The sequence below is a fragment of the Mesorhizobium sp. MC2-1-1 genome, from assembly GCF_057597255.1.
On record NZ_CP195205.1, the window covers coordinates 3,285,544 to 3,308,825 of the forward strand.

The 23,282-nt window shown below is 64.3% G+C and carries 24 protein-coding genes; all 24 read left to right on the forward strand.

Annotated features, from left to right (window positions below):
* The 24 genes from flgG to asnB all read left to right on the forward strand — a co-directional run bounded on the left by flgG (window position 1) and on the right by asnB (window position 23,228).
* A complete protein-coding gene (flgG, locus tag ACR64R_RS16285; protein WP_487357369.1) occupies window positions 1–789 on the forward strand; it encodes a flagellar basal-body rod protein FlgG in 789 nt (262 codons plus the stop codon).
* 6 nt (window positions 790–795) lie between these two features.
* A complete protein-coding gene (gene flgA / locus ACR64R_RS16290) occupies window positions 796–1,317 on the forward strand; it encodes a flagellar basal body P-ring formation chaperone FlgA (RefSeq protein ID WP_487357370.1) in 522 nt (173 codons plus the stop codon).
* A gap of 149 nt (window positions 1,318–1,466) precedes the next feature.
* Window positions 1,467–2,555 carry a flagellar basal body P-ring protein FlgI gene (locus tag ACR64R_RS16295; RefSeq protein ID WP_487362461.1) on the forward strand — a complete coding sequence of 363 codons (1,089 nt, stop codon included), beginning with the start codon at window positions 1,467–1,469 and terminating at the stop codon, window positions 2,553–2,555.
* An 8-nt stretch (window positions 2,556–2,563) separates the two neighbouring features.
* Window positions 2,564–3,184 (forward strand): MotE family protein, encoded by a 621-nt coding sequence (locus ACR64R_RS16300; RefSeq protein ID WP_487357371.1) that lies wholly within the window; start codon window positions 2,564–2,566, stop codon window positions 3,182–3,184.
* On the forward strand, window positions 3,181–3,885 hold the full coding sequence (gene flgH, locus ACR64R_RS16305) for a flagellar basal body L-ring protein FlgH (RefSeq protein ID WP_487357372.1): 705 nt from the start codon (window positions 3,181–3,183) through the stop codon (window positions 3,883–3,885). Before ACR64R_RS16300 ends, flgH begins: the two co-directional genes overlap by 4 nt.
* A gap of 18 nt (window positions 3,886–3,903) precedes the next feature.
* Window positions 3,904–4,398: a flagellar basal body-associated FliL family protein gene (locus ACR64R_RS16310; RefSeq protein WP_487357373.1), complete on the forward strand. Its 495-nt coding sequence runs from the start codon at window positions 3,904–3,906 to the stop codon at window positions 4,396–4,398.
* Window positions 4,395–5,126 (forward strand): flagellar type III secretion system pore protein FliP, encoded by a 732-nt coding sequence (gene fliP / locus ACR64R_RS16315; protein WP_040997123.1) that lies wholly within the window; start codon window positions 4,395–4,397, stop codon window positions 5,124–5,126. The genes ACR64R_RS16310 and fliP overlap by 4 nt, the downstream gene beginning before the upstream one ends.
* Before the next feature lie 212 nt (window positions 5,127–5,338).
* Entirely contained in the window at window positions 5,339–6,334 is a 996-nt protein-coding gene (locus tag ACR64R_RS16320) for a flagellin N-terminal helical domain-containing protein (RefSeq protein WP_487357374.1), read from the forward strand.
* A gap of 340 nt (window positions 6,335–6,674) precedes the next feature.
* Window positions 6,675–7,745, forward strand: a complete 1,071-nt coding sequence (locus ACR64R_RS16325) for a flagellin N-terminal helical domain-containing protein (protein WP_487357375.1) — start codon at window positions 6,675–6,677, stop codon at window positions 7,743–7,745.
* A gap of 176 nt (window positions 7,746–7,921) precedes the next feature.
* Entirely contained in the window at window positions 7,922–9,580 is a 1,659-nt protein-coding gene (fliF, locus tag ACR64R_RS16330) for a flagellar basal-body MS-ring/collar protein FliF (RefSeq protein ID WP_487357376.1), read from the forward strand.
* 3 nt (window positions 9,581–9,583) lie between these two features.
* Complete coding sequence (locus ACR64R_RS16335; RefSeq protein WP_487357377.1) at window positions 9,584–10,213, forward strand: hypothetical protein; 630 nt, start codon at window positions 9,584–9,586, stop codon at window positions 10,211–10,213.
* Window positions 10,210–11,589, forward strand: coding sequence for a MotB family protein (locus ACR64R_RS16340; RefSeq protein ID WP_487357378.1), 1,380 nt, complete (start codon window positions 10,210–10,212; stop codon window positions 11,587–11,589). Before ACR64R_RS16335 ends, ACR64R_RS16340 begins: the two co-directional genes overlap by 4 nt.
* A complete protein-coding gene (locus tag ACR64R_RS16345) occupies window positions 11,586–13,040 on the forward strand; it encodes a chemotaxis protein MotC (RefSeq protein ID WP_487357379.1) in 1,455 nt (484 codons plus the stop codon). The genes ACR64R_RS16340 and ACR64R_RS16345 overlap by 4 nt, the downstream gene beginning before the upstream one ends.
* A gap of 176 nt (window positions 13,041–13,216) precedes the next feature.
* Entirely contained in the window at window positions 13,217–14,395 is a 1,179-nt protein-coding gene (gene fliK, locus ACR64R_RS16350; RefSeq protein ID WP_487357380.1) for a flagellar hook-length control protein FliK, read from the forward strand.
* Complete coding sequence (locus ACR64R_RS16355) at window positions 14,346–14,915, forward strand: transglycosylase SLT domain-containing protein (protein WP_487357381.1); 570 nt, start codon at window positions 14,346–14,348, stop codon at window positions 14,913–14,915. Before fliK ends, ACR64R_RS16355 begins: the two co-directional genes overlap by 50 nt.
* A gap of 220 nt (window positions 14,916–15,135) precedes the next feature.
* Entirely contained in the window at window positions 15,136–15,804 is a 669-nt protein-coding gene (locus ACR64R_RS16360; RefSeq protein WP_487357382.1) for a response regulator transcription factor, read from the forward strand.
* Between the two features lie 91 nt (window positions 15,805–15,895).
* Window positions 15,896–17,152, forward strand: coding sequence for a flagellar hook protein FlgE (locus tag ACR64R_RS16365; protein ID WP_487357383.1), 1,257 nt, complete (start codon window positions 15,896–15,898; stop codon window positions 17,150–17,152).
* Between the two features lie 29 nt (window positions 17,153–17,181).
* A complete protein-coding gene (flgK, locus tag ACR64R_RS16370) occupies window positions 17,182–18,636 on the forward strand; it encodes a flagellar hook-associated protein FlgK (protein ID WP_487357384.1) in 1,455 nt (484 codons plus the stop codon).
* A 3-nt stretch (window positions 18,637–18,639) separates the two neighbouring features.
* Entirely contained in the window at window positions 18,640–19,689 is a 1,050-nt protein-coding gene (locus ACR64R_RS16375; protein ID WP_487357385.1) for a flagellar hook-associated family protein, read from the forward strand.
* 31 nt (window positions 19,690–19,720) lie between these two features.
* Window positions 19,721–20,068, forward strand: coding sequence for a flagellar biosynthesis regulator FlaF (gene flaF, locus ACR64R_RS16380; protein WP_487357386.1), 348 nt, complete (start codon window positions 19,721–19,723; stop codon window positions 20,066–20,068).
* Complete coding sequence (gene flbT / locus ACR64R_RS16385; protein WP_487357387.1) at window positions 20,065–20,502, forward strand: flagellar biosynthesis repressor FlbT; 438 nt, start codon at window positions 20,065–20,067, stop codon at window positions 20,500–20,502. Before flaF ends, flbT begins: the two co-directional genes overlap by 4 nt.
* Before the next feature lies 1 nt (window position 20,503).
* Window positions 20,504–20,911: a flagellar hook assembly protein FlgD gene (gene flgD, locus ACR64R_RS16390; protein WP_487357388.1), complete on the forward strand. Its 408-nt coding sequence runs from the start codon at window positions 20,504–20,506 to the stop codon at window positions 20,909–20,911.
* Window positions 20,912–20,935: 24 nt separating this feature from the next.
* Window positions 20,936–21,202, forward strand: a complete 267-nt coding sequence (fliQ, locus tag ACR64R_RS16395) for a flagellar biosynthesis protein FliQ (protein ID WP_095766361.1) — start codon at window positions 20,936–20,938, stop codon at window positions 21,200–21,202.
* Between the two features lie 160 nt (window positions 21,203–21,362).
* Complete coding sequence (gene asnB, locus ACR64R_RS16400) at window positions 21,363–23,228, forward strand: asparagine synthase (glutamine-hydrolyzing) (RefSeq protein ID WP_487357389.1); 1,866 nt, start codon at window positions 21,363–21,365, stop codon at window positions 23,226–23,228.
* Window positions 23,229–23,282 lie beyond the last annotated feature (54 nt).

Sequence of the window (23,282 nt, forward strand, 5' to 3'; positions counted from 1 at the left end):
ATGAAAGCACTCGCCATCGCAGCGACCGGCATGAATGCCCAGCAAACCAACTTGGAAGTCATCGCCAACAACATCGCCAACATCAACACCACCGGCTACAAGCGGGCCCGCGCCGAATTCTCCGACCTCCTATACCAGGTCGACCGCACGCAGGGCGTGCCTAACCGTTCCAACACCTCGCTGGTTCCGGAAGGCGTCTCGATCGGCCTCGGCGTGAAGACGACGGCGGTCCGCAACGTTCATACCCAGGGCGAGCTGGCTAGCACCGGCAACAGCTTCGACATGGCGTTGACCGGCAGAGGCTGGTTCCAGATCGAGGGCGCCGATGGCGGCACGCTCTACACCCGCGCCGGCGCCTTCAACACCAACGCCACCGGCCAGCTCGTGACGGTGGACGGCGCCAACGTGATCCCTGCCATCACCGTGCCGACCAACGCCATCGAGGTCATCGTCAACAAGACCGGTCAGGTCTTTGCCCGACTGGACGGTCAGACCAACCTCCAGCTTCTCGGCCAGCTTCAGATCGCCAATTTCGCCAACGAGGCCGGCCTGGCGCCGCTCGGCGACAACCTCTTCCAGGAAACGGCCGCATCGGGCCCGGCCAATGTCGGTGTTCCTGGCGATCCGGGTTTCGCCTCAATCCAGCAGGGTTATCTGGAATCCTCCAATGTCGATCCGGTCAAGGAAATCACCGAGCTGATCTCGGCGCAACGCGCCTATGAAATGAACTCCAAGGTCATCCAGGCCGCCGACGACATGGCCTCGGTTGTCTCCAAGAACATCAGGTAACGGATGATGGCCGGGCCGTTCTCCTCCGCACTGCGCCGCGCCGCGCTGGCCGCCGTTCTGGTGGCAGCCGGCACGCCGGCTTTCGCGCAGGACACGACCGGCCAGTCGGCAAACCAAATCGCCGCCGGCCAGGCGGTCGGCGAGGCCGTGCTGATCCCCAACCGGGTCATCTATCCCGGCGAGACAATCGAGTCCGCCTCGCTCAAGCAGGTGACGCTCATCCCCGGCAAGCACAAGCCGGACGGCGTGGCGACGCGCTCCGAGGAGCTCCAGGGCAAGGTCGCCAAGCGTACGCTTCTGCCCGGCCGCTACATCCCGGTCACCGCCATACGCGACGCCTGGCTGGTCGAACAGGGCGCTTCCGTGCAGGTTTATTTCACCGCCGGCGCGCTGACCATTTCGGCGGCCTGCGTCACGCTGCAGCCAGGCGCGGCCGGCGACCAGATCAAGATCCGCAACATCGACAGCGGCAAGATCATCTCCGGTACGGTGATGGCCGACGGCACCATCAAGGTCGGCGCTTCGTGATGCGTGCCTTCGTCCTTCTGCTCGCCGCGGCCATCGGAATTCCGCCGGCATTGGCTGACGGGCTGACGCCCAAGGCCAAGCGCGAGCTCGCGCAGAAAAATGGCGGCGTCTACGACGACCCGGAATATGATCCGGCCACGACCCAGCGCATGTTCCGCGTTTCCACAGGGCCGAGCACGCTGCCGCCCGGCCAGGTCGCCGCGCGCATCAAGGACATCGCCCAGTTGCAGAGCGCGCGCGACAACCAGCTCGTCGGCTACGGCCTGGTTATCGGCCTTGCCGGCACCGGCGACAGCCTGCGCAATTCGCCGTTCACCGAACAGTCGATCCGCGCCATGCTGGAGAATCTCGGCATCGCCACGGAGGGCGGCAGCGCGCGCGCCAAGAATGTGGCCGCCGTCATCGTCACCGCCAACATGCCGCCCTTCGTCCAGTCGGGCGCCCGCATCGACATCGCCGTCTCCTCGATGGGCGACGCCACCTCGCTCGCCGGCGGTACGCTGGTGATGACGCCGCTGAAGGCCGCCGATGGCGAGATCTATGCCGTCGGGCAGGGCTCGGTGATCGTCGGCGGCTTCACCGTCCAGGGCCAGGCCGAGCAGCTGACCCAAGGGGTGCCGACCGCCGGCCGCGTACCCAACGGCGCCATCGTCGAGCGGGCCGTGCCGGCCGAGTTCGACGACCAGGGGGTGCTCACGCTGCAGCTGCGCAATCCCGACTTCTCGACTGCCATCCGCATCGCGGACGCCATCAACGATTATACTTCGCAGCGCTTCGGCATGCGGGTCGCCGCCGAGCGCGATGCCCGCACGGTGCAGATCAGGCGGCCGAAGAACATCTCCGCAGCGCGCTTCTATGCCGAGATCGAGAACCTTGTCGTCGAGTCGGATGCCCCTGCCCGCGTCGTCATCGACGAGCGCACCGGGACCATCGTCATCGGCAACAATGTCAGGATCTCGCGCGTGGCGATCAGCCACGGCACGCTTACCGTACGCATCACCGAAGCACCGAGGGTCGTCCAACCCGAACCCTTTTCCAAGGGTGAGACCGCGGTGGAACCCTCGACCGCCATCGAGGCGAGCCGGCCAAACGCGCGCGTTGCCGTCCTCGACGGCCCCGATCTCGAAACGCTCGTCTCCGGCCTCAATCGCCTCGGTGTGAAACCCGACGGCATCATAGCCATTCTGCAAGGCATCAAATCGGCCGGCGCCCTGCAGGCCGACCTGGTTCTCCAATAGGCACGCCGATGACCGCGCTTTTCTCCTCACGACCGCATCGTAGCCCAGGACTTCATCGCTTGATCGGGCTCCTCTCCGTTGGCGCGATCGTCGCGCTGGCGGGCGGCGCCGTCCGCGCCGACGAAGTGCGCCAGGTGCTGCCCGGCGGTCAGGAGCCGGTCGTGCCGGCCCAGCTTGCACGGGAGACCGCGCCGGTTCAGGCGGCCGCGCTCACGGGCGGAAAGGCACCAGACGAAAGCGAGATCCAGCGCTTCTGCTCCAACATAGCGGACGCCGCCCGCGACCGCCGTTACGCTTTGCAGGCCGAGGAACTGAAGCAGCTACAGACCGGCATCGACGAGCGCATGAAGGCTCTGGAGGCAAAGCGGGCCGAATACGAGGAATGGCTGAAGCGGCGCGAAGTATTCCTGGCGCGTGCCGAGGATGGCGTCGTCAAGATCTATGCCGGCATGAAACCGGACGCCGCCGCCGAGCGGCTGGCGATGATCAACGCCGAGCTCGCGGCCGCGATCCTGATGAAGCTCGACGCGCGCAAGGCCGGCGTCATCCTGAACGAAATGGACCAGAAGGCGGCGGCGACGCTCACCGGCATCATGGCCAGCGCGGCGCGAAGGGTTGATCCGTCATGAAGTTGAAGTTGCTTGCCCTGATCGCCTTGGCTGGCCTGGCCGGCTGCGGCACAGATCTCAAGGAGATCAACAGGGAGCCCGCCTTGTCGCCGGTCGGTTCAGGCATTGGTGAAGGCGGCTCCGGGCCTTACAGCTACCCCGAACCTCCCGCTTCGCGGCCGAAGAAATTCTCGCTCTGGGACGATCGCCAGAGCCGGCTCTTCACCGATCCGCGCGCGCTGCGCGCCGGCGACATCCTGACCGTCAACATCAGGCTAAACGACAGGGCCAATTTCAAGAACCAGAACGATCGCAGCCGAACCGCCGCGCGCAAGCTCGGCTACGACATCAATCTCGGCTGGGAACAGGCGAGCACCAGCGGCAAGGGTGACGCCGGTCTGAGTTCGAGCACCGAGACCAACGCCGACGGCGAGATCAAGCGCTCGGAAGACATCGCGCTCAATGTCGCCGCGGTCGTGACCGAGGTGCTTCCCAACGGCAATCTGATGATCAGAGGCTCGCAGGAAGTCCGCGTCAACTACGAGCTTCGGGTCCTCACCATCGCCGGCATGGTGCGCCCGTCCGATATCGGCGCTGAGAACACCATCCCATACGAGCGTATCGCCGAGGCACGAATCTCCTATGGCGGTCGAGGCCGCGTGAGCGAGGTCCAGCAGCCGGCCTATGGCCAGCAGGTCCTCGACCAGGTTCTTCCCTTCTAGGATCGGGAGAGCGCGGCCGTGGCAAATGTCGAGCAGGTCCAGCCCAAGAAGGGACCTTCCCTGGTCATCCAGCTTGCAATGCTGCTGGTCATGACAGGCGCGGCCATTGGCATGGGCTGGGTTTCCGGCGGCTATCTCAAGCAGGGTGAAACGCCGGCGCCGGTGCCTTCGGCGGCGGAGAACGCCGGCACGGCGGAGAAGCCCGGGGAGACCGGCAAGACGGCAGCCGGGTCAACGCTGGTTCAGTTGGCGACGATCACCACCAATCTCGCCTCGCCATCGGACGTCTGGATCCGGCTGGACGCCTCGCTGCTTTATGACGCGCCGCAACCGCAGGAAGTGACCGAGCAGATCCATCAGGATCTGCTCGCCTATGTGCGCACGCTCAAGCTTCATCAGATCGAGGGCGCCAGCGGCTACCAGCACCTCAAGGCCGATCTCGACGAGCGCGCGGCGCTGCGCAGCGGCGGCCACGTCAAACAGGTTCTCGTCAGGACGATGCTGCTCGAATGAGAAAATTCCTCATAGCCACGGCGCTGATCGTCGTCACCACCTCCGTCGCCGCGGCCCAGCAGCTCGATCTCGGCGGCATCGGCAAGGCCGACGGAACGACCGTTGGCTATCTGATCCAGATGTTCGGCCTGCTCACCGTGCTTTCGGTGGCGCCGGGACTGCTCATCATGGTGACGAGTTTCACCCGCTTTGTCATCGCCTTCTCGATCCTGCGCGCCGGCATCGGCCTGCAGTCGACGCCGGCCAACCTGATCCTGATCTCGCTGTCGCTGTTCATGACCTTCTATGTCATGGCGCCGACCTTCGACCAGGCGTGGAACACCGGCGTGAAACCGCTGATGGACAACCAGATCACGCAGGCCGAGGCATTCGAGAAGATTTCGGGGCCGTTTCGCGACTTCATGCTGCACAATGTGCGTGACAAGGATTTCGACCTCTTCGCCGACCTCGCCCGCGAGCGCGGCCAAACCGTATCGCGCGAGACTGTCGACCTGCGCATCCTGGTGCCGGCCTTCATGATCTCGGAAATCCGGCGTGGTTTCGAAATCGGCTTTCTCATCGTCCTGCCGTTCCTCGTCATCGATCTCATCGTCGCCACCGTCACCATGGCCATGGGCATGATGATGCTGCCGCCGACGGTGGTGTCGCTGCCGTTCAAGATACTCTTCTTCGTGCTGATCGACGGCTGGAACCTGCTCGTCGGCAGTCTTGTGCGTTCCTTCACGTGAGGCCGCGACCGCCAGCGCCGGATAGTAGCTCGAATTTTAGGCAATATATTTTCGATTAACCCTGCGATTTAGCTCTTTGGTAGGGACTGCCGCCCATATTGCCCGCAGATGGCGGGTGATCGGGTTTCAGAGATCATTGGCATGATGCCGCACCGTCATACCGGACATGCCGGTATGTAAAAAAAATCCGTGTAAAATAGGTACGAGTAGCCATGTCCAGTATCATGACGAACAGCGCTGCGTTGACCGCGCTGCAGAGCCTCAACAACACCCAGAACCAGCTCCAGACCACCCAGTCCCGCATCTCGACCGGTTACCGCGTTTCCCAGGCTTCCGACAACGCCGCTTACTGGTCGATCGCCACCACGATGCGTTCCGACAATCAGGCCATGTCCACCGTTTCGGACGCCCTCGGCCTCGGCGCCTCGAAGGTCGACACCGCCTACACCGGCATGGACAGCGCGATCAGCACGATCAACCAGATCCAGCAGAAGCTCACCGCATCCTACGGTCAGACCGATGCTTCCAAGGAAAAGACCCAGGTTGAAATCAAGGCTCTTCAGGATCAGTTGAAGGCCTATGCCGACGGCGCCACCTTCTCCGGCACCAACATGCTATCGGTCAACAGCGGTGCCACCGCCACGTCCGCGGCCGACGTCAAGATTGTTTCGGCTTTCAACCGCAGCTCCGCCGGCGCGGTTTCGATCTCGACGATCGACGTCAACGTGGAAAGCATCAAGCTGTATGAAGCCGGCACCGCGGCAGGCGTGTCGAAGGGTATCCTCGACTCCAACCGCCTCGGCACCGATGGCAGCGTCGTTGCCACTGCATCGGCCCCGACCCTGGGTGCCGCCGCGGCGGCCACCGACACCTACACGGTCTCCAGCCTGGCGATCTTCTCCGGTTCCACCGCGGCCAGCGACACCCAGATCCAGCAGATGATGAACGTCGTCGACGCGGCGCTCAAGTCCATGACGACCGCCGCCACCAAGCTCGGCGCCGCCAAGAGCTCGATCGACCTGCAGAAGACCTTCACCTCGAGCCTGATGGACTCCATCGACCGCGGCGTCGGCCAGCTCGTCGATGCCGACATGAACAAGGAATCGACCCGCCTGCAGGCGCTGCAAGTCCAGCAGCAGCTCGGCGTCCAGGCGCTCTCGATCGCCAACGGCTCCTCGCAGTCGATCCTGTCGCTCTTCCGCGGCTGATCGCGCCAAGACCTGCATCGGACAATCGGGCCGCGCCAAAAGCGCGGCCCGATTTGCGTTGGGCGGCTCACCGTCTCACGGATACGGCACAGCTTAATTCTCTTTTTGAAGCAATTGCGCCCGGCAACTCTGCTTGGAACTACTGTCGCTCAAGGTTCGCGCAATCGTCGTTTCTTAGCTTCTCAAAGCTGATTTTTAACGGGCCATTAACCATATCGGGCTAGTTATGGTTAACCAATGACTTTAGGTCGTCGAATCGGCCGGACCGGCATGATCGCGACCCGTGGGCAGGCCGAGACTCGGCCGCTGGCATGCCGGCTTTTGAGAAGGAGCGAGTTTCTTGGCGAGCATCATGACGAACGCTGCGGCGTTGACTGCACTTCAAAGCCTCAACGCCACCAATAAATCGCTCCAGCAGACCCAGGCCCGGATCTCGACCGGCTACAGGGTCTCCGAGGCCTCCGACAATGCCGCCTACTGGTCGATCGCCACGACGATGCGCTCGGACAATTCGGCGCTGTCGACCGTGCAGGACGCGCTCGGCCTCGGCGCTTCGAAGGTCGACACCGCTTACACCGGCATGAACAACGTCCTTTCGTCGATCGGGCAGATCAAGACCAAGCTCTTGTCGGCCGTCGGCCAGTCGGATGCCAACAAGGCAAAGACGCAGACCGAAATCACGGCGCTGCAGGCGCAGATGAAATCCTTCGCCGATGCCGCCACCTTCTCCGGCTCGAATTACCTATCGGTGACGTCCAAGCAGGTCGCGGCTCCCAATGACGGCGTCCAGCCCGATGCCCAGATCGTCTCATCGTTCAACCGCTCGTCGTCCGGCGCCATCTCGCTCGGCACCATCGACATCAATGTCGAAAGCACCAAGCTGTTCGATTCCGGTCTCGCCACCGACGTCAAGAACCAGGGCATCCTCGATCGCCAGACCTCGATATATTCCACGGCCGCGGATCAGTCCGCGTACGACACGGCCTATGCGGCCGCGATAGCCGGGGGCGCCACCGACATCGCCGCCAACACCACTGCCCAGGCCGCCGTGTCGGGCACGCCCGTCAAGATCGACAACGTCTCGGCCTTCAATCTCGACATCACGGCATCGGGCGTGACCGACGACATCATCACGCAGATGATCACCAAGATCGACCACGTCATGAGTCAGCTCACCGACTCCGCCACCATCCTCGGCGCCGCCAAGAGCTCGATCGACCTGCAGAAGACTTTCACGCAGAGCCTGATGGACTCCATCGACCGCGGCGTCGGCCAGCTTGTCGATGCCGACATGAACAAGGAATCGACCCGCCTCCAGGCCCTGCAGGTTCAGCAGCAGCTTGGCATCCAGTCCCTGTCGATCGCCAACAGTTCCTCGCAGTCGATCCTGCAGCTGTTCAAGAACGGCTAAGCCGCCTTATCGTCCCGACCACAGAATGGCCGCGCCCGAAGCGCGGCCTTCTTTCGTTGTGGGGAGAAGCCGCCAGTCCGGCGCTCGCGGCTTCTTCGGCGGCGCGCCCTATCATCCTCGCACAAGCTTCGCGGTCTAGTCTTCTGGCGGACAGTCATGCTGGGAGCGGTTGAATCGTGCCGGAACAGATCCAGAGCATCATCGCGAATTTCAAGAGCTTCGGCGTGAGGCGTCTGGCGCTGATGGGCGGTATCGCGGCCCTGGTCATGGCCGTCATCGGCATCGCCTCCGTCTATCTCAACCGTCCGGCCTATGAAACGCTTTATGTCGGCCTCGAGCGCTCTGACGTGAACCAGATCGGCCTTGTGCTGGCCGATGCCGGCATCGGCTTCGATGTCGGTTCCGACGGAACCTCCGTCCTGGTGCCGGCCGGCACCACCGCGCAGGCTCGCATGCTGCTTGCCGAGAAGGGCCTGCCGACCAGCTCCAATGCCGGTTACGAGTTGTTCGACAATGTCGGCTCGCTCGGCCTCACCTCCTTCATGCAGCAGATCACGCGCGTACGCGCGCTGGAGGGCGAGATCGCGCGCACCATCCAGTCGATTTCCGGCGTCAAGGCGGCACGCGTCCATATCGTGATGTCCGAGCGCGCCAACTTCCGCCGCGACGAGCAGCAGCCTTCCGCCTCGGTGGTCATCCGCTACGCCGGCAACGATGCCGAGAAAAGCGCCATGTCGATCCGCCACCTGGTCGCTGCGGCCGTTCCCGGCCTCTCGGCCGACAAGGTCACAGTGCTCGATTCCAACGGCAATCTGTTGGCCGCAGGCGACGATCCTTCCAACACGAGCGCCGCGCGCACGCTCGGCGTCGAGCAGACGGTCGAGGCGCAGATCGGCGACAACATCCGCCGCGCGCTCACCCCTTATCTCGGACCCGACAATTTCCGTGCAAGCGTCAAGGCCGATGTCAACACCGATACGCGCCAGACCGAGGAAACGATCTTCGATCCGAACTCGCGCGTCGAACGTTCGGTGCAGTCGGTGAAGACCAACGAAGCCAGCAACCAGAAGCAGGCATCGACGCCGGCCAGCGTCGAGCAGAACCTGCCCGAGACGCAAACGACAACCACCGAGGGACCGCAATCCTCCTCGCAGAACGATCGCAAGGAAGAGATCACCAACTACGAGATCAACTCGAAGAAGATCGCAACCGTCTCCAACGGCTACACGGTCAACAAGATGTCGATCGCGGTCGTGGTCAACCAGGATCGGCTGAAGACCATCCTGGGCAAGGACGCCACGCCGGAGCAGATCGCCAAGCGCGTCGCCGACATCCAGAAGATGGTGGCCTCGGCGACCGGCTTCGACGACAAGCGCGGCGATGTCATCGACGTGTCGGCGGTCGAGTTCATCAACGGCCTCGACGGTGAGCCTATCGATCAGCCGGGCATCCTCGCCTCGATCGGCACCTATACCGGCACGCTGATCAATGCCGGCGCCTTCATTGTCGTCGTCTTCCTGGTTGCCTTCTTCGGCCTGAAGCCGATGGCCGCAGCGCTGACGGCATCGGCAAAGCCAGCGGCCATCGCTGGTCCGAGCTTCGACGACGTGCAGCGCTCGCTGCCGACGCCCGACGCGCCGGTCGCCGCGATCACCGCCGAAACTCCGGCCGGCCCCTTGCCCGGCGCGCGTGCCGGCGCAACCCCGCTCGACGACCTGCGCCAGAAGATCCGGCCGGCGCCGCAGGAACGACTTGCCCGCATGGTGGACCTCAATGAGGAGCGAACCGCGCAGATCCTGCGCAAATGGGCGGCCGCTCCGGAAGCCGTGGGTTAGCCCGTGGTCTCGGCCGCTCTCTTCGATCTCCTGCCCGATTTCGGTTCACGGACCTCGGGAGCCGGCCAGGCGCCGGCCGCCCGCGACGCCACGCATACGCCTGCAGCGCCTGCGGCGCCGCAGGCCGACATCGGCGCCTTGATCGCCGAGGCCGTGGCCGAGGCGGAGGCCGCGCTCGAGGCGCGTCTTACGATTGCCCACCAGGCGGCGCTCGACGCCGAGCGCCAGGCGAACGACGATGCGGCGAGAGCTTTCCTTGAAAGCTTCGGCGCCGATCTCGGCGCCGCCGTCGCAACGCGGATCGAGGCCATGGAACAGCGCGTTGCCGAGCTTGCCGGCGCGACCGTTGCCCGCATCATCGGCGGCCTTCTCAGCGACGACCTGCAGGAACGTTCGCTCCAGGCCCTTTCTCGCGCCATCGGCGCCGCGGTCGCCGACAACGAGGCCGTCCGCATCGGCGTCCGCGGACCGCTCTCGCTGTTCGAGCCTCTGAACGCCGCGCTCGGATCCCGCGCCGCCAATCTCGACTTCACCGAGGCGGCGGGCTTCGACCTGACCGTCACCATTGACGAAACGGTGTTCGAGACGCGTATCGCCGAGTGGTCGGCGTCCCTGTCGGAGGTTCTGTCATGAGCGCCATCGATCATGCCGAACCCCGGCATGAGATCATCATCGTCAAGCGCAACCACGACGGTCATGACGACGAACACCATGGCGGTGTGTGGAAGATCGCGTTCGCCGACTTCATGACGGCGATGATGTGCTTCTTCCTCGTGATGTGGCTGATCAACGCCGCCAACGAGCAGACCAAGGCGGCCGTCGCCAGCTATTTCAATCCGGTCGAGCTGATCGATCGCAATTCCAGCCGCAAGGGTCTCGAAGACCTTGGCGACGGCCCGAGCAAGGTCGGATTGACCGCGGACAATCCGCAGCAGGGCACGACCAAGGCGGGGGATGACGGCAAGGGCGGCGCGGGCTCGTCCGAACGCCGGCAGACGAAGGATGGGGCGCAGGATGCCCAGTTGTCCGACGAGAAGTTGTTTGCCGATCCCTATGCGGTGCTGTCGGAGATCGCCGCCGATACGGGAGTGATGCAGAACGTCAGCGCCAAGGGCGAAGGCGGCGCCCAGGCGGCCGGCCCGGCCACCGGCGCCTCTGGCGGCGAATCCTATCGCGATCCGTTCGCGCCCGACTTCTGGTCGCAGCAGGTGGCGGCGCCTGGCGCCGAAGCCACCGCCGAACGAGCCAGGATCGCCGGCGACCCTGCCAAGCCCGGCGAGAAGGTCGCCATGGAGGCAGTGCCGAAGGTGAAGGCCGTTCCAGTCGCTCCTCCGTTGACGAGCGCCCCGCTGGAGCCATTGGCGGCCCCGCAAGGAACCGATGCCCGCAAAGCTCAGGACGCCGCGCAAGGCAAGACCGGAAAGCCGTCGAGCAAAGGGACCAACGGCGGAGCCGTCGATGCTGAGGCCGAGGCCGAGGCGGCTAAGGCCGAGAAGGCCGAGCCCGAGCAGACCGCCGACAAGGGCGGCAAGGCGCCGAGCAAAGCCGCTCTCCAGGAGGCGGCCGATATCAAGAAGCAACTCGCCAAGGCATTCCTGCCAGGCGAAAGACTCGCCGCCGGCGTCTCGGTCGAGGCCACCGATAAGGGCGTCGTCATTTCCATCACCGACCAGCTCGATTTCGGCATGTTCGAGATCGGCTCGGCGATGCCGCGCCGCGAGCTGGTGCTGGCCATGGAGAAGATCGGCCAGATCATTAATGAGAAGAAGGGCACCATCACCATCAGCGGCCACACCGACGCGCGGCCTTTCCGCAGCGACACCTACGACAACTGGCGGCTGTCCACCGCGCGCGCCCATGCGGCCTATTACATGCTGGTGCGCGGCGGCGTCGACGAAAGCCGCATCACCGAGGTCGCCGGTTTCGCCGACCGGCAGCCCAAGATCGCCTCTGATCCGATGGCGGCCGTGAACCGCCGCATCGAAATCCTGATGACGGCCGGCGGATGAAGGGCGGAACCGTCATCGGAGGCGCGATAGCGCTGCTGTGGCTCGCCGCGGCGTCGCCATCGGCCGTCTTCGCGCAGGACACACTGCAGCCCTATCAGCTGGTGCGTTCGCTGCAATTGATCCAGGACCGTATTGCCGGCGGTGATCACGCCGCGCTGCCGATGCAGGCAAAGCTCCTCGAAATGACCGACGCCCGGTTGCGCGACGCGAATGCCGAGGATTTCAAGGAGCCGAAGAATTTCCGCGCCTTGCTTGTCTATGGCATGAGCGGCGGCAACCCGGCGACTGTCGCGGCGGCGGCCTCACGCGCCACGGCGGACCCGCAGGGCCTTGCCATCGCCAATGGCATCATCGCCTATCTGAATGGGCAGCCGGCCAAGGCGATCGAAGCGCTGAAACCGATCGATCCGATGAGCGTGCCCGCGGACATCGGCGCCTTCCTGGCGCTGGTAAAGGGCTCGCTGCTTGCGACGGAGGATCCTGCCCAGGCTCTCGCCCTGCTGGGCGAGGCGCGCCTGCTCAGCCCCGGCACGCTGGTCGAGGAGGCGGCGCTGCGCCGCTCCGTGGGCATCGCCGCGGCGCAGGGCGACGCCGCGCGCTTCGCGCTGGCTTCGACCCAGTATGTCGAGTCCTATCTCTATTCGCCCTATGCAAGCCAGTTCGCCGACGCCTTTGTCTCTGGCGTCATCACGCTGCATATGGCGATCAGCCAGGACAAGATCGCCGACATCACCTCCATGATGGATCCCGAGCGCGAGAAGGTGATCTACCTTCGCATCGCGCGCCGCGCCGCGATCGAAGGGATGACGGAGCTCTCGGCTTTCGCCTCGGCCAGGGCGTTGCTCGGCCGCGACGGCAACGGCAATCAGGACGACCCGCGCACCCAGCTCTATTCGAGCCTTTCCACCATGACGTCGGCCAGCGTCGATCAGGTGCGCGCCAAGCTTGGAAAGATCGATCGCGGCAAGCTTTCGCAAAGCGACCGCGACCTGCTTGACGCAGCGCAGGCCGTGGCGGGCGAAGTGGTGGCGCCCGTGAAGACGACGCCGAGGGCCGATGCCGCTCCGGCAAGCGCTGCAAAAGCTGACCAGGCGAAATCCACAGCCGATGCCTCCGCCGATCCGGCCAATGCGGACTTGCCTCCAGTGGAAGGAGCCATGCCCGACCAGCCAGCGGTCGCTGCAAGCGATCCGCCGGTCGCTGCAAGCGATCCGACGGTCTCAGCGGGTGGTGATCAGGCCAGGGACATGCAGGCCGCGGCTTTGCCAGAGCCTGCGCGGCCGAGTGCTGAAGCGCCCGCGGCTGCTCCGGCAAAGGCCGGCGCGGCGCCGGTAATGCAGGCGTCCGCGCCGGCGGCGCCCGATGTCCAAGACCCTGTCGACGCGGCGGTGACCAGCACGCGCCGCCAGCTCGACCAGATCGACCAACTCCTCGGAGCAGCCCCGAAATGACCAGCGTTAGTCAGGCCCTGCCGGGCTTTGCTTCGACCCAGCCCCAGCATCACGCCGTCCGCGGCAAGGATAAGGATCAGGACTTCGGCGCGATTGTGCATGTGACGGACAATTCCGACAGGCCCCAGGACAAGCATGCTTCGGGAATGACGGACCCGCATCCGGCGAGGCTTCCGTTGGCCGACAATGGCACGCGGGAGCCGGACCAGGACCGTCAGGGGAAAACCGGGTCGCAGAAAGCAGCCGCGGGAAAATCCGCGAAGGCCACGACTGAGGCCGATCAGTCGAAGCCGACAGAGGACAAGCAGGCCACCGCGCAAGCCAACGATCCCCGACCGCTGCAGGACCGTTTGCCGTTGCTGATGGCGCTGAGCGACATGAAGCACTTCGCGCAATCGTCGGGCACGGGCGGCAAAGACTCCGCCGCCGGCGAAGATGGCGCCGGCGGGCACGCAGCGCTGGAATTGCGGCCGCGCCCGGGCAAGCGCGCGGCGGTTGACAATTCCGTCGAGCCGCAGTCGCGATCCGCCCGTTCGGCGGCTGCTGAAGCTTCCGGGCCCGACTTCGGGCAGAAGCCGGTCAAGGCGGACATTGCACTAGACATGCCGGGCCGCAACGAAACCAAAATCTTACCGACGCAGGGGAACGAACCGCTGGCCGACAGCCCGGTGCCGCCGCAAGGCTGGCGGCCGGCTTCCGCCTCGAAGGTCTCGCAACAGTCTCAGTCGACCACGCAGCAGACACAGGCCAAACCGTCTTCTTCCGCCGCACGCATGGAAGTCGTCAGCCTGCAGAGCTTCCCGGCGCCCGCGCAAAACCCGATCAGCCAGACCACATCGGCGCTGGTTGAGGCGCTTGTCTCCGACAATGGCGTCCAGCGGGCCTCTGCAAGCGCGTCTTCAGGCTCGCAGACGACCAATTCTGTTGCCGTTCCGACACATGTGCTCAAGATCGAGCTTCACCCTTCGGAGCTCGGAGCGGTCACCGCCAGCCTCAGGCTCTCGGGCGAGGAACTTTCGATTGAGTTGAAGCCCGAGACGCACGAGGCGTATCGCCGTCTCACCACCGACAGCGATGCCATCGTCAAGTCCATGCGCGGCCTTGGCTTCGATGTCGACAAGGTCACCATTCTGCAACCCTCGATAGCAGCGCACACGGCCAGCCGCGCCGACGCGAACGGCGCCATGCCGACGTCGACGGGCCGCGACCAGCCCTCGTTCCAGCCCGGGAACTCGGGCGCCAACGGCGGGGACGGTGGCCGGCAACCAGGAAGGAACGATGGCAATGGCGCACAGGAATTCGGTCGTGCTGCGTCGCCTCCTCGCGAGCGCGCTGACGACAATCTGTATATCTAGCTCAGCCGTCCTCGCCGCCAACGCCGCCGCCAACCCCTGCGAGCCGGAGATTCTGCGCGCCGCCGACCGCTATGGCATTCCGGCTGGCATTCTCTATGCGGTGGGCCTGACCGAGACCGGAAAGAAGGGCAGTCTTCAGCCTAACGCCTTGAATATAGAAGGAAAGGCTGTATTTCCACGCAGCCGCGGTGAGGCGCTCGCCGAATTCGAGAATGCCCGCCGCGAGGGCAAGTCCTTGATCGACCTCGGCTGCATGCAGATCAACCACCACTATCATGGCGATCATTTCCGCAGCGTCGACGACATGCTCGACCCGCATCAGAACGTCGACTATGCCGCACGCTTCCTGGCGAGCCTGCACGCAAGGCATATGACGTGGTCAATGGCCGTCGCCCGCTATCATGCCGGCCCCGATAACGATCCTGCGCAGAAGGTCTATGTCTGTCGCGTCATCGCCAACATGGTCGCCACCGGCTTCGGCAAATGGACCCCGAATGCCAACACATTCTGCAATCAGTAGTTGCTTTGTCCGGCCTGTTGATCCGTCCTGCCCGCCCGCCCATCGCGCCAATATTCGTCCTCCGACAGCTGGCGCGAATACACCCGCAAGGCCGCTTTTATTACGGCTCCTAAAAAAACTCCCAAGAAAATAGCTACAAGAAATGATGGTTTTCCACGATTCGCCGAGCCGGGTACCCCTTTCCACACGGGGCAAGTGATTTGATTCGGAGGGCGGGCCGATGATCGTGATCGTTGACGAGCGAGAGCTCGTGACAGAGGGCTACTCCTCACTTTTCGATCGCGAGGGGGTGGCCACCGCCGGCTTCGCGCCGGGCGAATTCGGCGAGTGGGTCAGTTCCGCCGCCGACACCGATCTCAGATCCGTCAGGGCTTTCCTCATCGGCGACTGCCGCGACGGGGCGATATCGCCGCGGCAAATCCGTGACCGCACCGGCGCGCCGGTGATCGCGCTCAGCGAACATCACTCGCTCGAACATACGCTGCGGCTCTTCGAAAGCGGCGTCGACGATGTCGTGCGCAAGCCTGTCCACATCCGCGAGATTCTCGCTCGCATCACCGCCATCCGCCGCCGCGGCTCCGAAGAGGCCGCCTACACCGAGGTCGGCTCGATGCGCATCTTCATGGACGGCCGCGATCCGGAGATCGACGGCGAGCCGCTGCCGCTGCCCCGTCGGGAGCGGCGTATCCTGGAGTATCTGGCCAGCAACCGCGGCCGGCGGGTGACCAAGACGCAGGTCTTCAACGCCATCTACGGCATCTTCGACGAGGAGGTCGAGGAAAACGTGGTGGAGAGCCACATCTCGAAGCTGCGCAAGAAGCTGCGCGAGAAGCTCGGCCACGACCCGATCGATTCCAAGAGGTTCCTCGGCTACCGGCTGGTGTTTTGATGGCCTCCGAAGGCCCGTCCCGCGCCAGCCTCGCGCAAGACAAGAGGCATACTTTCACGGCCTCCTACCCAGGCACTGCGGAGATCCATCGATGAGCCTCTACGGAATGATGCGGACCGGCGTTTCCGGTATGAACGCGCAGGCCAACCGCCTCTCCGCGGTGGCCGACAACATCGCCAACTCCGACACCACCGGCTACAAGCGCTCTTCGGCCGAGTTCTCGTCCTTGATAATGCCTGGCACCGGGGGTGCCTATAATTCCGGCGGCGTGACAACCACGATCCGCTCGGCCATCAGCACGCAAGGCGTCATGACCTACACCACCTCGGTGTCGGATCTTGCCGTCAACGGCGATGGCTTCTTCGTCGTCCAGGACGCCAGCGGCACGCCCTACCTCACCCGCGCCGGTTCCTTCGTCCCTGATGCTCAAGGCCGGCTGGTCAATGCCGCGGGCTACCAGCTCATGGCCTACAGCTACGCCAATGGCGAGCCGGCGGCGACCGCCAACGGCTTCGAAGGTCTCGTGCCGGTCCAGATCTCCGACCAGGAAATGACGGCGACGCCGAGCACGGAAGGCATCTTCAGCGGCAACCTGCCGGCAGGCGCCACTCCGGTCGCGGCCGGCAGCCTGCCCTCTGCCAACAGCGCTTCTTCGGAGTACACATCGAAAACCTCGCTGGTTGCCTACGACAATCTCGGCAACAAGAAGCTGCTCGACGTCTATTTCACCAACACCGGCGCCGGCACCTGGGAAGTCTCTGTCTTCGACCAGTCGAAGGCGACCCCGGGCACCTCCTTCCCCTATGCCGGCGGCGCGCTGGGTACGGCCAACCTCACCTTCGATACCACCACAGGCAAGCTCACAGGCGCGACCACAGGCGTCTCCTTCACAGTGCCGGGCGGTTCGACCCTGAACCTCGATCTCTCCAAGGTGACCCAGCTCGGGACCGGCTTCAGCGTCGCCGACGCCAAGGTCAACGGCAATGCGCCAAGTTCCATCCAGAAGGTCCAGATCGGACAGGACGGCGTCATCTACGCGCAATTCGAGGACGGCTCGACCAAGGCGCTTTACAAGATACCGCTGGCCGACGTGCAGAGCCCGGACAACCTGACGGCCATGCCTGGCAACGTCTACGTGCAGAGCACCGATTCCGGCGCCGTCCACATCGGCTTTGCCAATGAGGGCAAGCTCGGCTCCATCGTCTCCGGCGCGCTCGAGAACTCCAATGTCGATATCGCCGAGGAACTGACCAACATGATTGCGGCGCAGCGCAGCTACACCGCCAATTCCAAGGTCTTCCAGACCGGTTCGGACCTGATGGACGTCCTCGTCAACTTGAAGAGATAAACGACGGGCGCGGCCCGTGAAAGATCAGCATGTCGCTTTCCTCCGCACTAAGCATTGCCCAGTCGGCGCTCCTGGCTACGTCCAAGCAAACCAGCGTCGTGTCGCGCAATGTGGCCGATGCGTCGAACCCGGACTACACCCGCCGCATCGCAGTGGTGACCAGCACGGCGCCCGGCGCGAGGGCGGTGGAGATCCAGCGTGCCACGAACGAGCTCCTGTTTCGGCAGAACCTGTCGGCGCGGTCGGCATGGAGCGGCCAGAGCGCGCTTTACAACGGCATGGATCAGCTGGATCTGTCGGTCAACGGGGTCGACAACGCGTCGTCCCCTTCGACGGCGATCGCCAACTTGCAGAAGGCCCTGCAACTCTACGCCACCACGCCGTCGAACCAGAACCTCGGCACCAGCGTCGTCGACGCCGCCAAGCAGGTGGTGAATTCGCTGAACAGCGGCACCAAGGCGATCCAGGACTCCCGGACCCAGGCGGACAGCCAGATTGCCACGGCCGTCGACGACCTCAACTCGCTGCTCAGCCAGTTCCAGGACGCCAACAAGGCCGTCATCTCGGGCACCCGATCAGGCACGGACGTGTCCGACGCGCTCGACCAGCGCGATGCAATCCTCAAGAAGATAGCCGAATACGTCCCGGTCTCGACCTTCACACGTGGCGACAACGACATGGTCATCACCACCAAGGATGGCACGACATTGTTCGAGACGGTGCCGCGCTCGGTGACCTTCACGCCGTCGGCGGGCTACACGGCCGGCACGCCCGGCAACACAGTCTACATCGACAATGTGCCGGTTTCAGCGGGCACCGGCGACAACACCGCCGCCGACGGCAAGCTGGCGGGCCTCTTGAAGCTGCGCGACGGCGTCGCTTCGACGATGCAGAGCCAGCTCGACGAGATCGCGCGCGGCCTTATCACGGCATTTGCCGAAACCTCGTCGTCGCAGCCTAACGCGACCGGCCTGTTCACCTGGTCCGGCGCGCCGGCGATCCCGGCCGCCGGCACCCTGGTCGACGGCCTCGCCGGTTCGATCGGCGTCAACGCGGCTTTTGATTCGAGCGCCGGCGGCAATCCGGCCCTGCTGCGCGACGGCGGCGCCAACGGCGCGGCCTATGTAGCCAACACCAGCGGCGGCGCCTCCTATTCGGATCTGCTGATCGGCTACTCCAACAAGCTGGATCAGCCGATGGCCTTCGATGCCTCGGCCGGCATCACTGTCAGCTCCGGCGTCTCCGACTATGCGGCCAATGCCATCGGCTGGTTCGAGGGCGTGCGCCAGCAGGCTTCGACCAATGCCGACAGCAAGCAGGCGCTGGCCGCGCGCACGGCCGAGGCGCTGTCCAACGACACCGGGGTCAATGTCGACCAGGAGATGTCCCTGCTTCTCGACCTCGAGCACACCTACCAGGCCTCGGCGCATATGATGAAGACCGTGAGCGATATGCTGGACGCACTGATGAGCGCGGCGGGGTAATTCATGAAGGCGACAGGCGTTTCATCGGCTGCCATTTCCAACGCGCTGCGTTACCAGCAGGCAAGGATGCAGGCCGACCTCGTCAAGGCGACGAAGGAATCACAGACCGGCACGGTCGCCGATGTCGGCCTGGCGCTCGGCAGCCGCACAACCCAGGCTGTCACCTTCCAGCGCGATCTCGACCGGCTGAATGGCATCGTCGATTCCAACGCACTCGTCTCCGCGCGCCTGACATCGACCCAGAATTCGCTCGGCCAGGTCGCCGATGCCGCGCAGAGCTTCCTGTCTGCGCTGACCAGCGGAATTTCAGGCGACTCCTCGACCAGCATCCTGCGGACCGCCGGCGCCTCGGCGCTGCAGCAGATGACGGGCATCCTCAACACCAGCGTTAACGGCGAATATCTGTTTGCCGGCACCAATACCGATGTAAAACCCATCGACGATTTCAACGCCGCCGGCTCGCCGGCGAAGGCTGCGTTCGATGCCGCCTTCTCGAGCTATTTCGGTTTTGCCCAGACCGATCCGGCGGCAGCCAACATCACCGCCGCGCAGATGAACGACTTCATCACCACCCAGGTCGAGCCGCAATTCCTCGGCTCCGGCTGGCAGGCCAACTGGTCGAGCGCCACCGACGGGCAGATCACCAGCCGCATCTCGCTCAACGAAACCACACAGACCTCGGTCAGCGCCAACGAACCGGGCGTCCGCAAGCTCGCCATGGCGGCCGCCATGGTCAGCGGCCTGCTAACAGGCACCATCAGCGAGGCCGCGCAGAACGCGATCGTCAGCCGGGCGCAGACGCTCGTCGGCGAGGCCATCGGCGGCATCACACAGGTGCGTGCCGAAACGGGCCTCGCCCAGCAGCGCGTCTCCGACGCCAGCGATCGCATGAAGACCCAGGTCGATCTCTTCGAGAAACATATCGTCGACCTCGAAGGTGTTGATCCCGCGGCAGCCGCCACCCGCGTCGCCGACCTGACGCAGCATATCGAGACGTCCTTCGCCTTAACCGCGCGTCTGCAGCAGCTCAGCCTGCTCAAATATCTGACCTGACAACCCACACCGGAACGCCCGAGCGCTGACGATGTATCAATTCTCCTACGCCGACATCCAGACCGATTCCGTCGCTGACGCCAAGGATCGGGAGCGACAGTTGCTCACCCGCTCGATAGACATGCTGGCAGCGGCAGCGGCGGCCGGCGCCGATTCTATGCAAGCGGTCGAGGCGCTGCACTTCACCAACCGCGTCTGGACTGCTTTCGTCGAGGATCTCGGCTCCAGCGACAATGCCCTGCCCAAGGAACTGCGCGCCAACCTCATCTCCATCGGTCTGTGGCTGCTGCGTGAGACGGAAGACATCCGCCAGGGCCGCACCAACAATTTCGAAGGCTTGATCGAGGTCTCTCAGATCATCCGAGACGGCATCCAATGAGCAACACGCTGAAAATATCGCTGAAGCCGAACGAGAAGATCTATATCAACGGCGCGGTTGTCCGCGTCGACCGCAAGGTCACCATCGAGCTGATGAACGATGTGCAGTTCCTGCTGGAAAGCCATGTCATCCAGGCCGACCAGGCCTCCACGCCGCTCCGGCAGCTCTATTTCATCGTCCAGATCATGCTGATCAACCCGGCGGGCGCCGCGGACGCGCGCGACATGTTCCGCCGCTCGCTGCCGATGCTGATCGCAAGCTTCGACAACCAGGAAATCTGCAAGGGGCTGAAGCAGATCGACCGCATGGTCGGAGAGGGCGATATCTATGAGGCGCTGAAGGCGATCCGCGCGCTCTATCCGCTCGAGCGCAAGGCGCTCGAAGACAATGACGACATTCCCGAAACGCCACGCGCATTGGCTGTAGGAGCATAAGATGGCCGTCGACATGACGACAACTATCCCGGTTGGCGCCAACCAGGCCAGCCAGCAAACCTCGAAGACGGCGGTGGACTACCAGTCGTTCCTGAAGCTCCTGATCGCCGAGATGAAGAACCAGGATCCGACCAAGCCGATGGATTCGACGCAATATGTCGCGCAGCTCGCCACCTTCTCCCAGGTCGAACAGTCGGTGCAGACCAACACCAAGCTCGACCAGATCATGCAGTCTTCGGCATTGTCGCAGGCCGACGCGCTGATCGGCCGCTCGATCACCTCGGCTGACGGCAAGACCACCGGAACGGTGGCTTCGGTGACGCTCTCAAGCAGCGGCCTGATCGCGGTGCTGCAGGACGGCACCAAGGTCCCCGTCGGCGCGGGCGTCTCGATCAAGCCGGCCTCCTGACCGGTTTCGCTCGAGTCGCAACCAATGAACGAGGCCGACGCCCTCGATATCGTCCAGTACGCGGTGTGGACGGTTCTCACCGCTTCCGCCCCCGTCGTGCTGGTGGCAATGGTCGTCGGCATCGGCATCGCGCTGATCCAAGCGCTGACCCAGATCCAGGAAATCACGCTGACCTTCGTGCCGAAGATTGTCGCCATCATGCTCGTGGTGGCGCTGACCGGTCCATTCATCGGCGGCCAGATCTCGGCCTTCACCAACGTCATCTTCGAGCGCATCGAGCACGGTTTCTGAAGCGGGGCGGCGTCAATCGTCGGACGGCATTCATGCAAGCCGGAAGATCGCTTGCGGCTGCGTTTGTTGCAGCTAGATTGCAGGCGCGCCGGTATTTGCCGACGCCTTGGTTGGGTGATTGTCAGGAAGCGATGCATCAGGCAGGAGCGGACGGCAGGCCATGTGCGGAATAGCCGGCGTCTGGCGAAAGCGCGATCCGATCAGCACCGGCGATCTTTCCGATGTCGTACGCATGATGCAGGCATTGGCGCATCGCGGTCCCGACGATCACGGCAAATGGAACGACGCCCGCCTGGCGCTCGGCCATCGCCGGCTGAGCATCATCGACCCATCGCCGGCCGCGCGCGAGCCGATGCTGACCGCGTCCGGTGACGGCGTGCTGTGCTACAATGGCGAGGTCTATAATTTTCGCGCGCTACGCGCGACACTGGAGGCGGAGGGCCTGACTTTCCGCACGGTGTCCGATACCGAAGTGGTGCTTCAGGCCCTGCATCACTGGGGGCCGCGAAAAGCGGTGCCGCTGTTCGACGGCATGTTCTCCTTCGCCTATTTCGACGCCCGCGACACCGCCTTTTGGCTAGCCCGTGACAGGCTGGGCATCAAGCCGATGTCGGTCGCCGAAACCGGCGACCGCGTCTTGTTCGCCTCCGAGGACAAGGCGATCCTCGCCTGTCATGATTTTGCCCGCCGGATCGACACGCGCGAACTGACGCTGCGGCTGGCCTGGCAGAGCCGCGATTCCAGCTACAGCGTCTTCGAAGGGATCGAGCGGCTGCCGCCGGCGGGCCTTTGGAAGATCAACGGAGAGGGTATCGAGAAGCATCGATTCTGGCACGTCCTCGACGTGATCGACACATTCCGCATCGCCGGCGACAGGACGTCCGACGCTGAACACGCCGCGACACTTCAGAAATTGCTCGAGGAAAGCGTTGAACTGCACTGCATCGCCGACGCCAGCCTCGCCACCGCCTGCAGCGGCGGCATCGATTCCGGCCTGATCACCGCGCTCGCCAAACGCTTCAGGCCGGAGCTGCACGGCTACGTCGTCGACCCGAAGCTCGGCCACAGCGAGGCGCAGGATGCCGAGCGTACCGGCCGCCATGTCGGTGTCGGGCTGCGCCGGGTGCCCCTCGACCGAGACCGGTTCCTCGAGCTGTGGCCACGTGCGATCTGGCATCTCGAAACCGATGGCTGGCATGCCAGCCACGCCGCGCTGCTGGCGCTTGCCGAGCAATGCCGCGCCGACGGCGTCAAGGTGCTGCTCACCGGCGAGGGCTCGGACGAGCTTTTCGGCGGCTACAAATGGCAGGCATCGACGATGAGGCTCTGGCGCCAGTCCTGGCTGCAGCGCCTGTTCCGCTCGAAGACCACGCGCGACCGGAAATTCGCTGATTTGCGCCGCGCCCCGTTCCGCAACTCGATCGGCCGCGGCTCGCCCGCGGAGCGCAGCATGGCGCTCAGGGCACTGTCGCCAGAGCTCAATTTCCTGCAGATAAAGCTGTTCGACAGGCTGGAAGGCCTCGAGCCGCTCGATGATCGTGCCTTTCTCGCAAGCTGCTTCTACGACCTTTATTCGCACCTGCAGGATCTGCTGCATCGGCACGACCGGTTGAGCATGGCGGCTTCCGTCGAGCTCAGGGTGCCGTTCCTCGAGAACCGGCTCATCGACTTCGCCCTGCATCTGCCGCGCAGGCAGAAATATCGCGACGGCACCGGCAAGTGGCTGCTGAAGAAGGTCGCCGAACACCATCTGCCGCCAGAAAACATCCGTGCGGCAAAGGTCGGCTTCGACATGGCGGACGCTTTCACGGCCGGCACGCAAGGGATGCTGCGCGGCGGTCTGCTGCGCGACGCGATGAAATGGTCGTCCTGCGAACTGGACGACCTGATCGACATGGCAAGGAGCCAGGAAACGTCGCGCCTGCGTCTCGTCGGCATGGAAATGCTGCTCAGGCTTTATATGAATGGCGAGACGACAGGCGGCCTGACCGAGGCCCTGCGTGCCGAAACGAGAAACGCGAAATAGCCAGAAGTTGGTCCAGACCGGCAAGATGCTTGGTTTAAAGCTTCGCCGACGCAT

Coding starts and splice junctions, on each gene's coding strand:
- flgG (WP_487357369.1), top strand. CDS start 1: ATGAAAGCACTCGCCATCGCAGCGACCGGCATGAATGCCCAGCAAACC.
- flgA (WP_487357370.1), top strand. CDS start 796: ATGGCCGGGCCGTTCTCCTCCGCACTGCGCCGCGCCGCGCTGGCCGCC.
- ACR64R_RS16295 (WP_487362461.1), top strand. CDS start 1,467: ATGTTCCGCGTTTCCACAGGGCCGAGCACGCTGCCGCCCGGCCAGGTC.
- ACR64R_RS16300 (WP_487357371.1), top strand. CDS start 2,564: ATGACCGCGCTTTTCTCCTCACGACCGCATCGTAGCCCAGGACTTCAT.
- flgH (WP_487357372.1), top strand. CDS start 3,181: ATGAAGTTGAAGTTGCTTGCCCTGATCGCCTTGGCTGGCCTGGCCGGC.
- fliP (WP_040997123.1), top strand. CDS start 4,395: ATGAGAAAATTCCTCATAGCCACGGCGCTGATCGTCGTCACCACCTCC.
- ACR64R_RS16320 (WP_487357374.1), top strand. CDS start 5,339: ATGTCCAGTATCATGACGAACAGCGCTGCGTTGACCGCGCTGCAGAGC.
- ACR64R_RS16340 (WP_487357378.1), top strand. CDS start 10,210: ATGAGCGCCATCGATCATGCCGAACCCCGGCATGAGATCATCATCGTC.
- ACR64R_RS16345 (WP_487357379.1), top strand. CDS start 11,586: ATGAAGGGCGGAACCGTCATCGGAGGCGCGATAGCGCTGCTGTGGCTC.
- ACR64R_RS16360 (WP_487357382.1), top strand. CDS start 15,136: ATGATCGTGATCGTTGACGAGCGAGAGCTCGTGACAGAGGGCTACTCC.
- ACR64R_RS16365 (WP_487357383.1), top strand. CDS start 15,896: ATGAGCCTCTACGGAATGATGCGGACCGGCGTTTCCGGTATGAACGCG.
- flgK (WP_487357384.1), top strand. CDS start 17,182: ATGTCGCTTTCCTCCGCACTAAGCATTGCCCAGTCGGCGCTCCTGGCT.
- ACR64R_RS16375 (WP_487357385.1), top strand. CDS start 18,640: ATGAAGGCGACAGGCGTTTCATCGGCTGCCATTTCCAACGCGCTGCGT.
- flaF (WP_487357386.1), top strand. CDS start 19,721: ATGTATCAATTCTCCTACGCCGACATCCAGACCGATTCCGTCGCTGAC.
- flbT (WP_487357387.1), top strand. CDS start 20,065: ATGAGCAACACGCTGAAAATATCGCTGAAGCCGAACGAGAAGATCTAT.
- flgD (WP_487357388.1), top strand. CDS start 20,504: ATGGCCGTCGACATGACGACAACTATCCCGGTTGGCGCCAACCAGGCC.
- fliQ (WP_095766361.1), top strand. CDS start 20,936: ATGAACGAGGCCGACGCCCTCGATATCGTCCAGTACGCGGTGTGGACG.
- asnB (WP_487357389.1), top strand. CDS start 21,363: ATGTGCGGAATAGCCGGCGTCTGGCGAAAGCGCGATCCGATCAGCACC.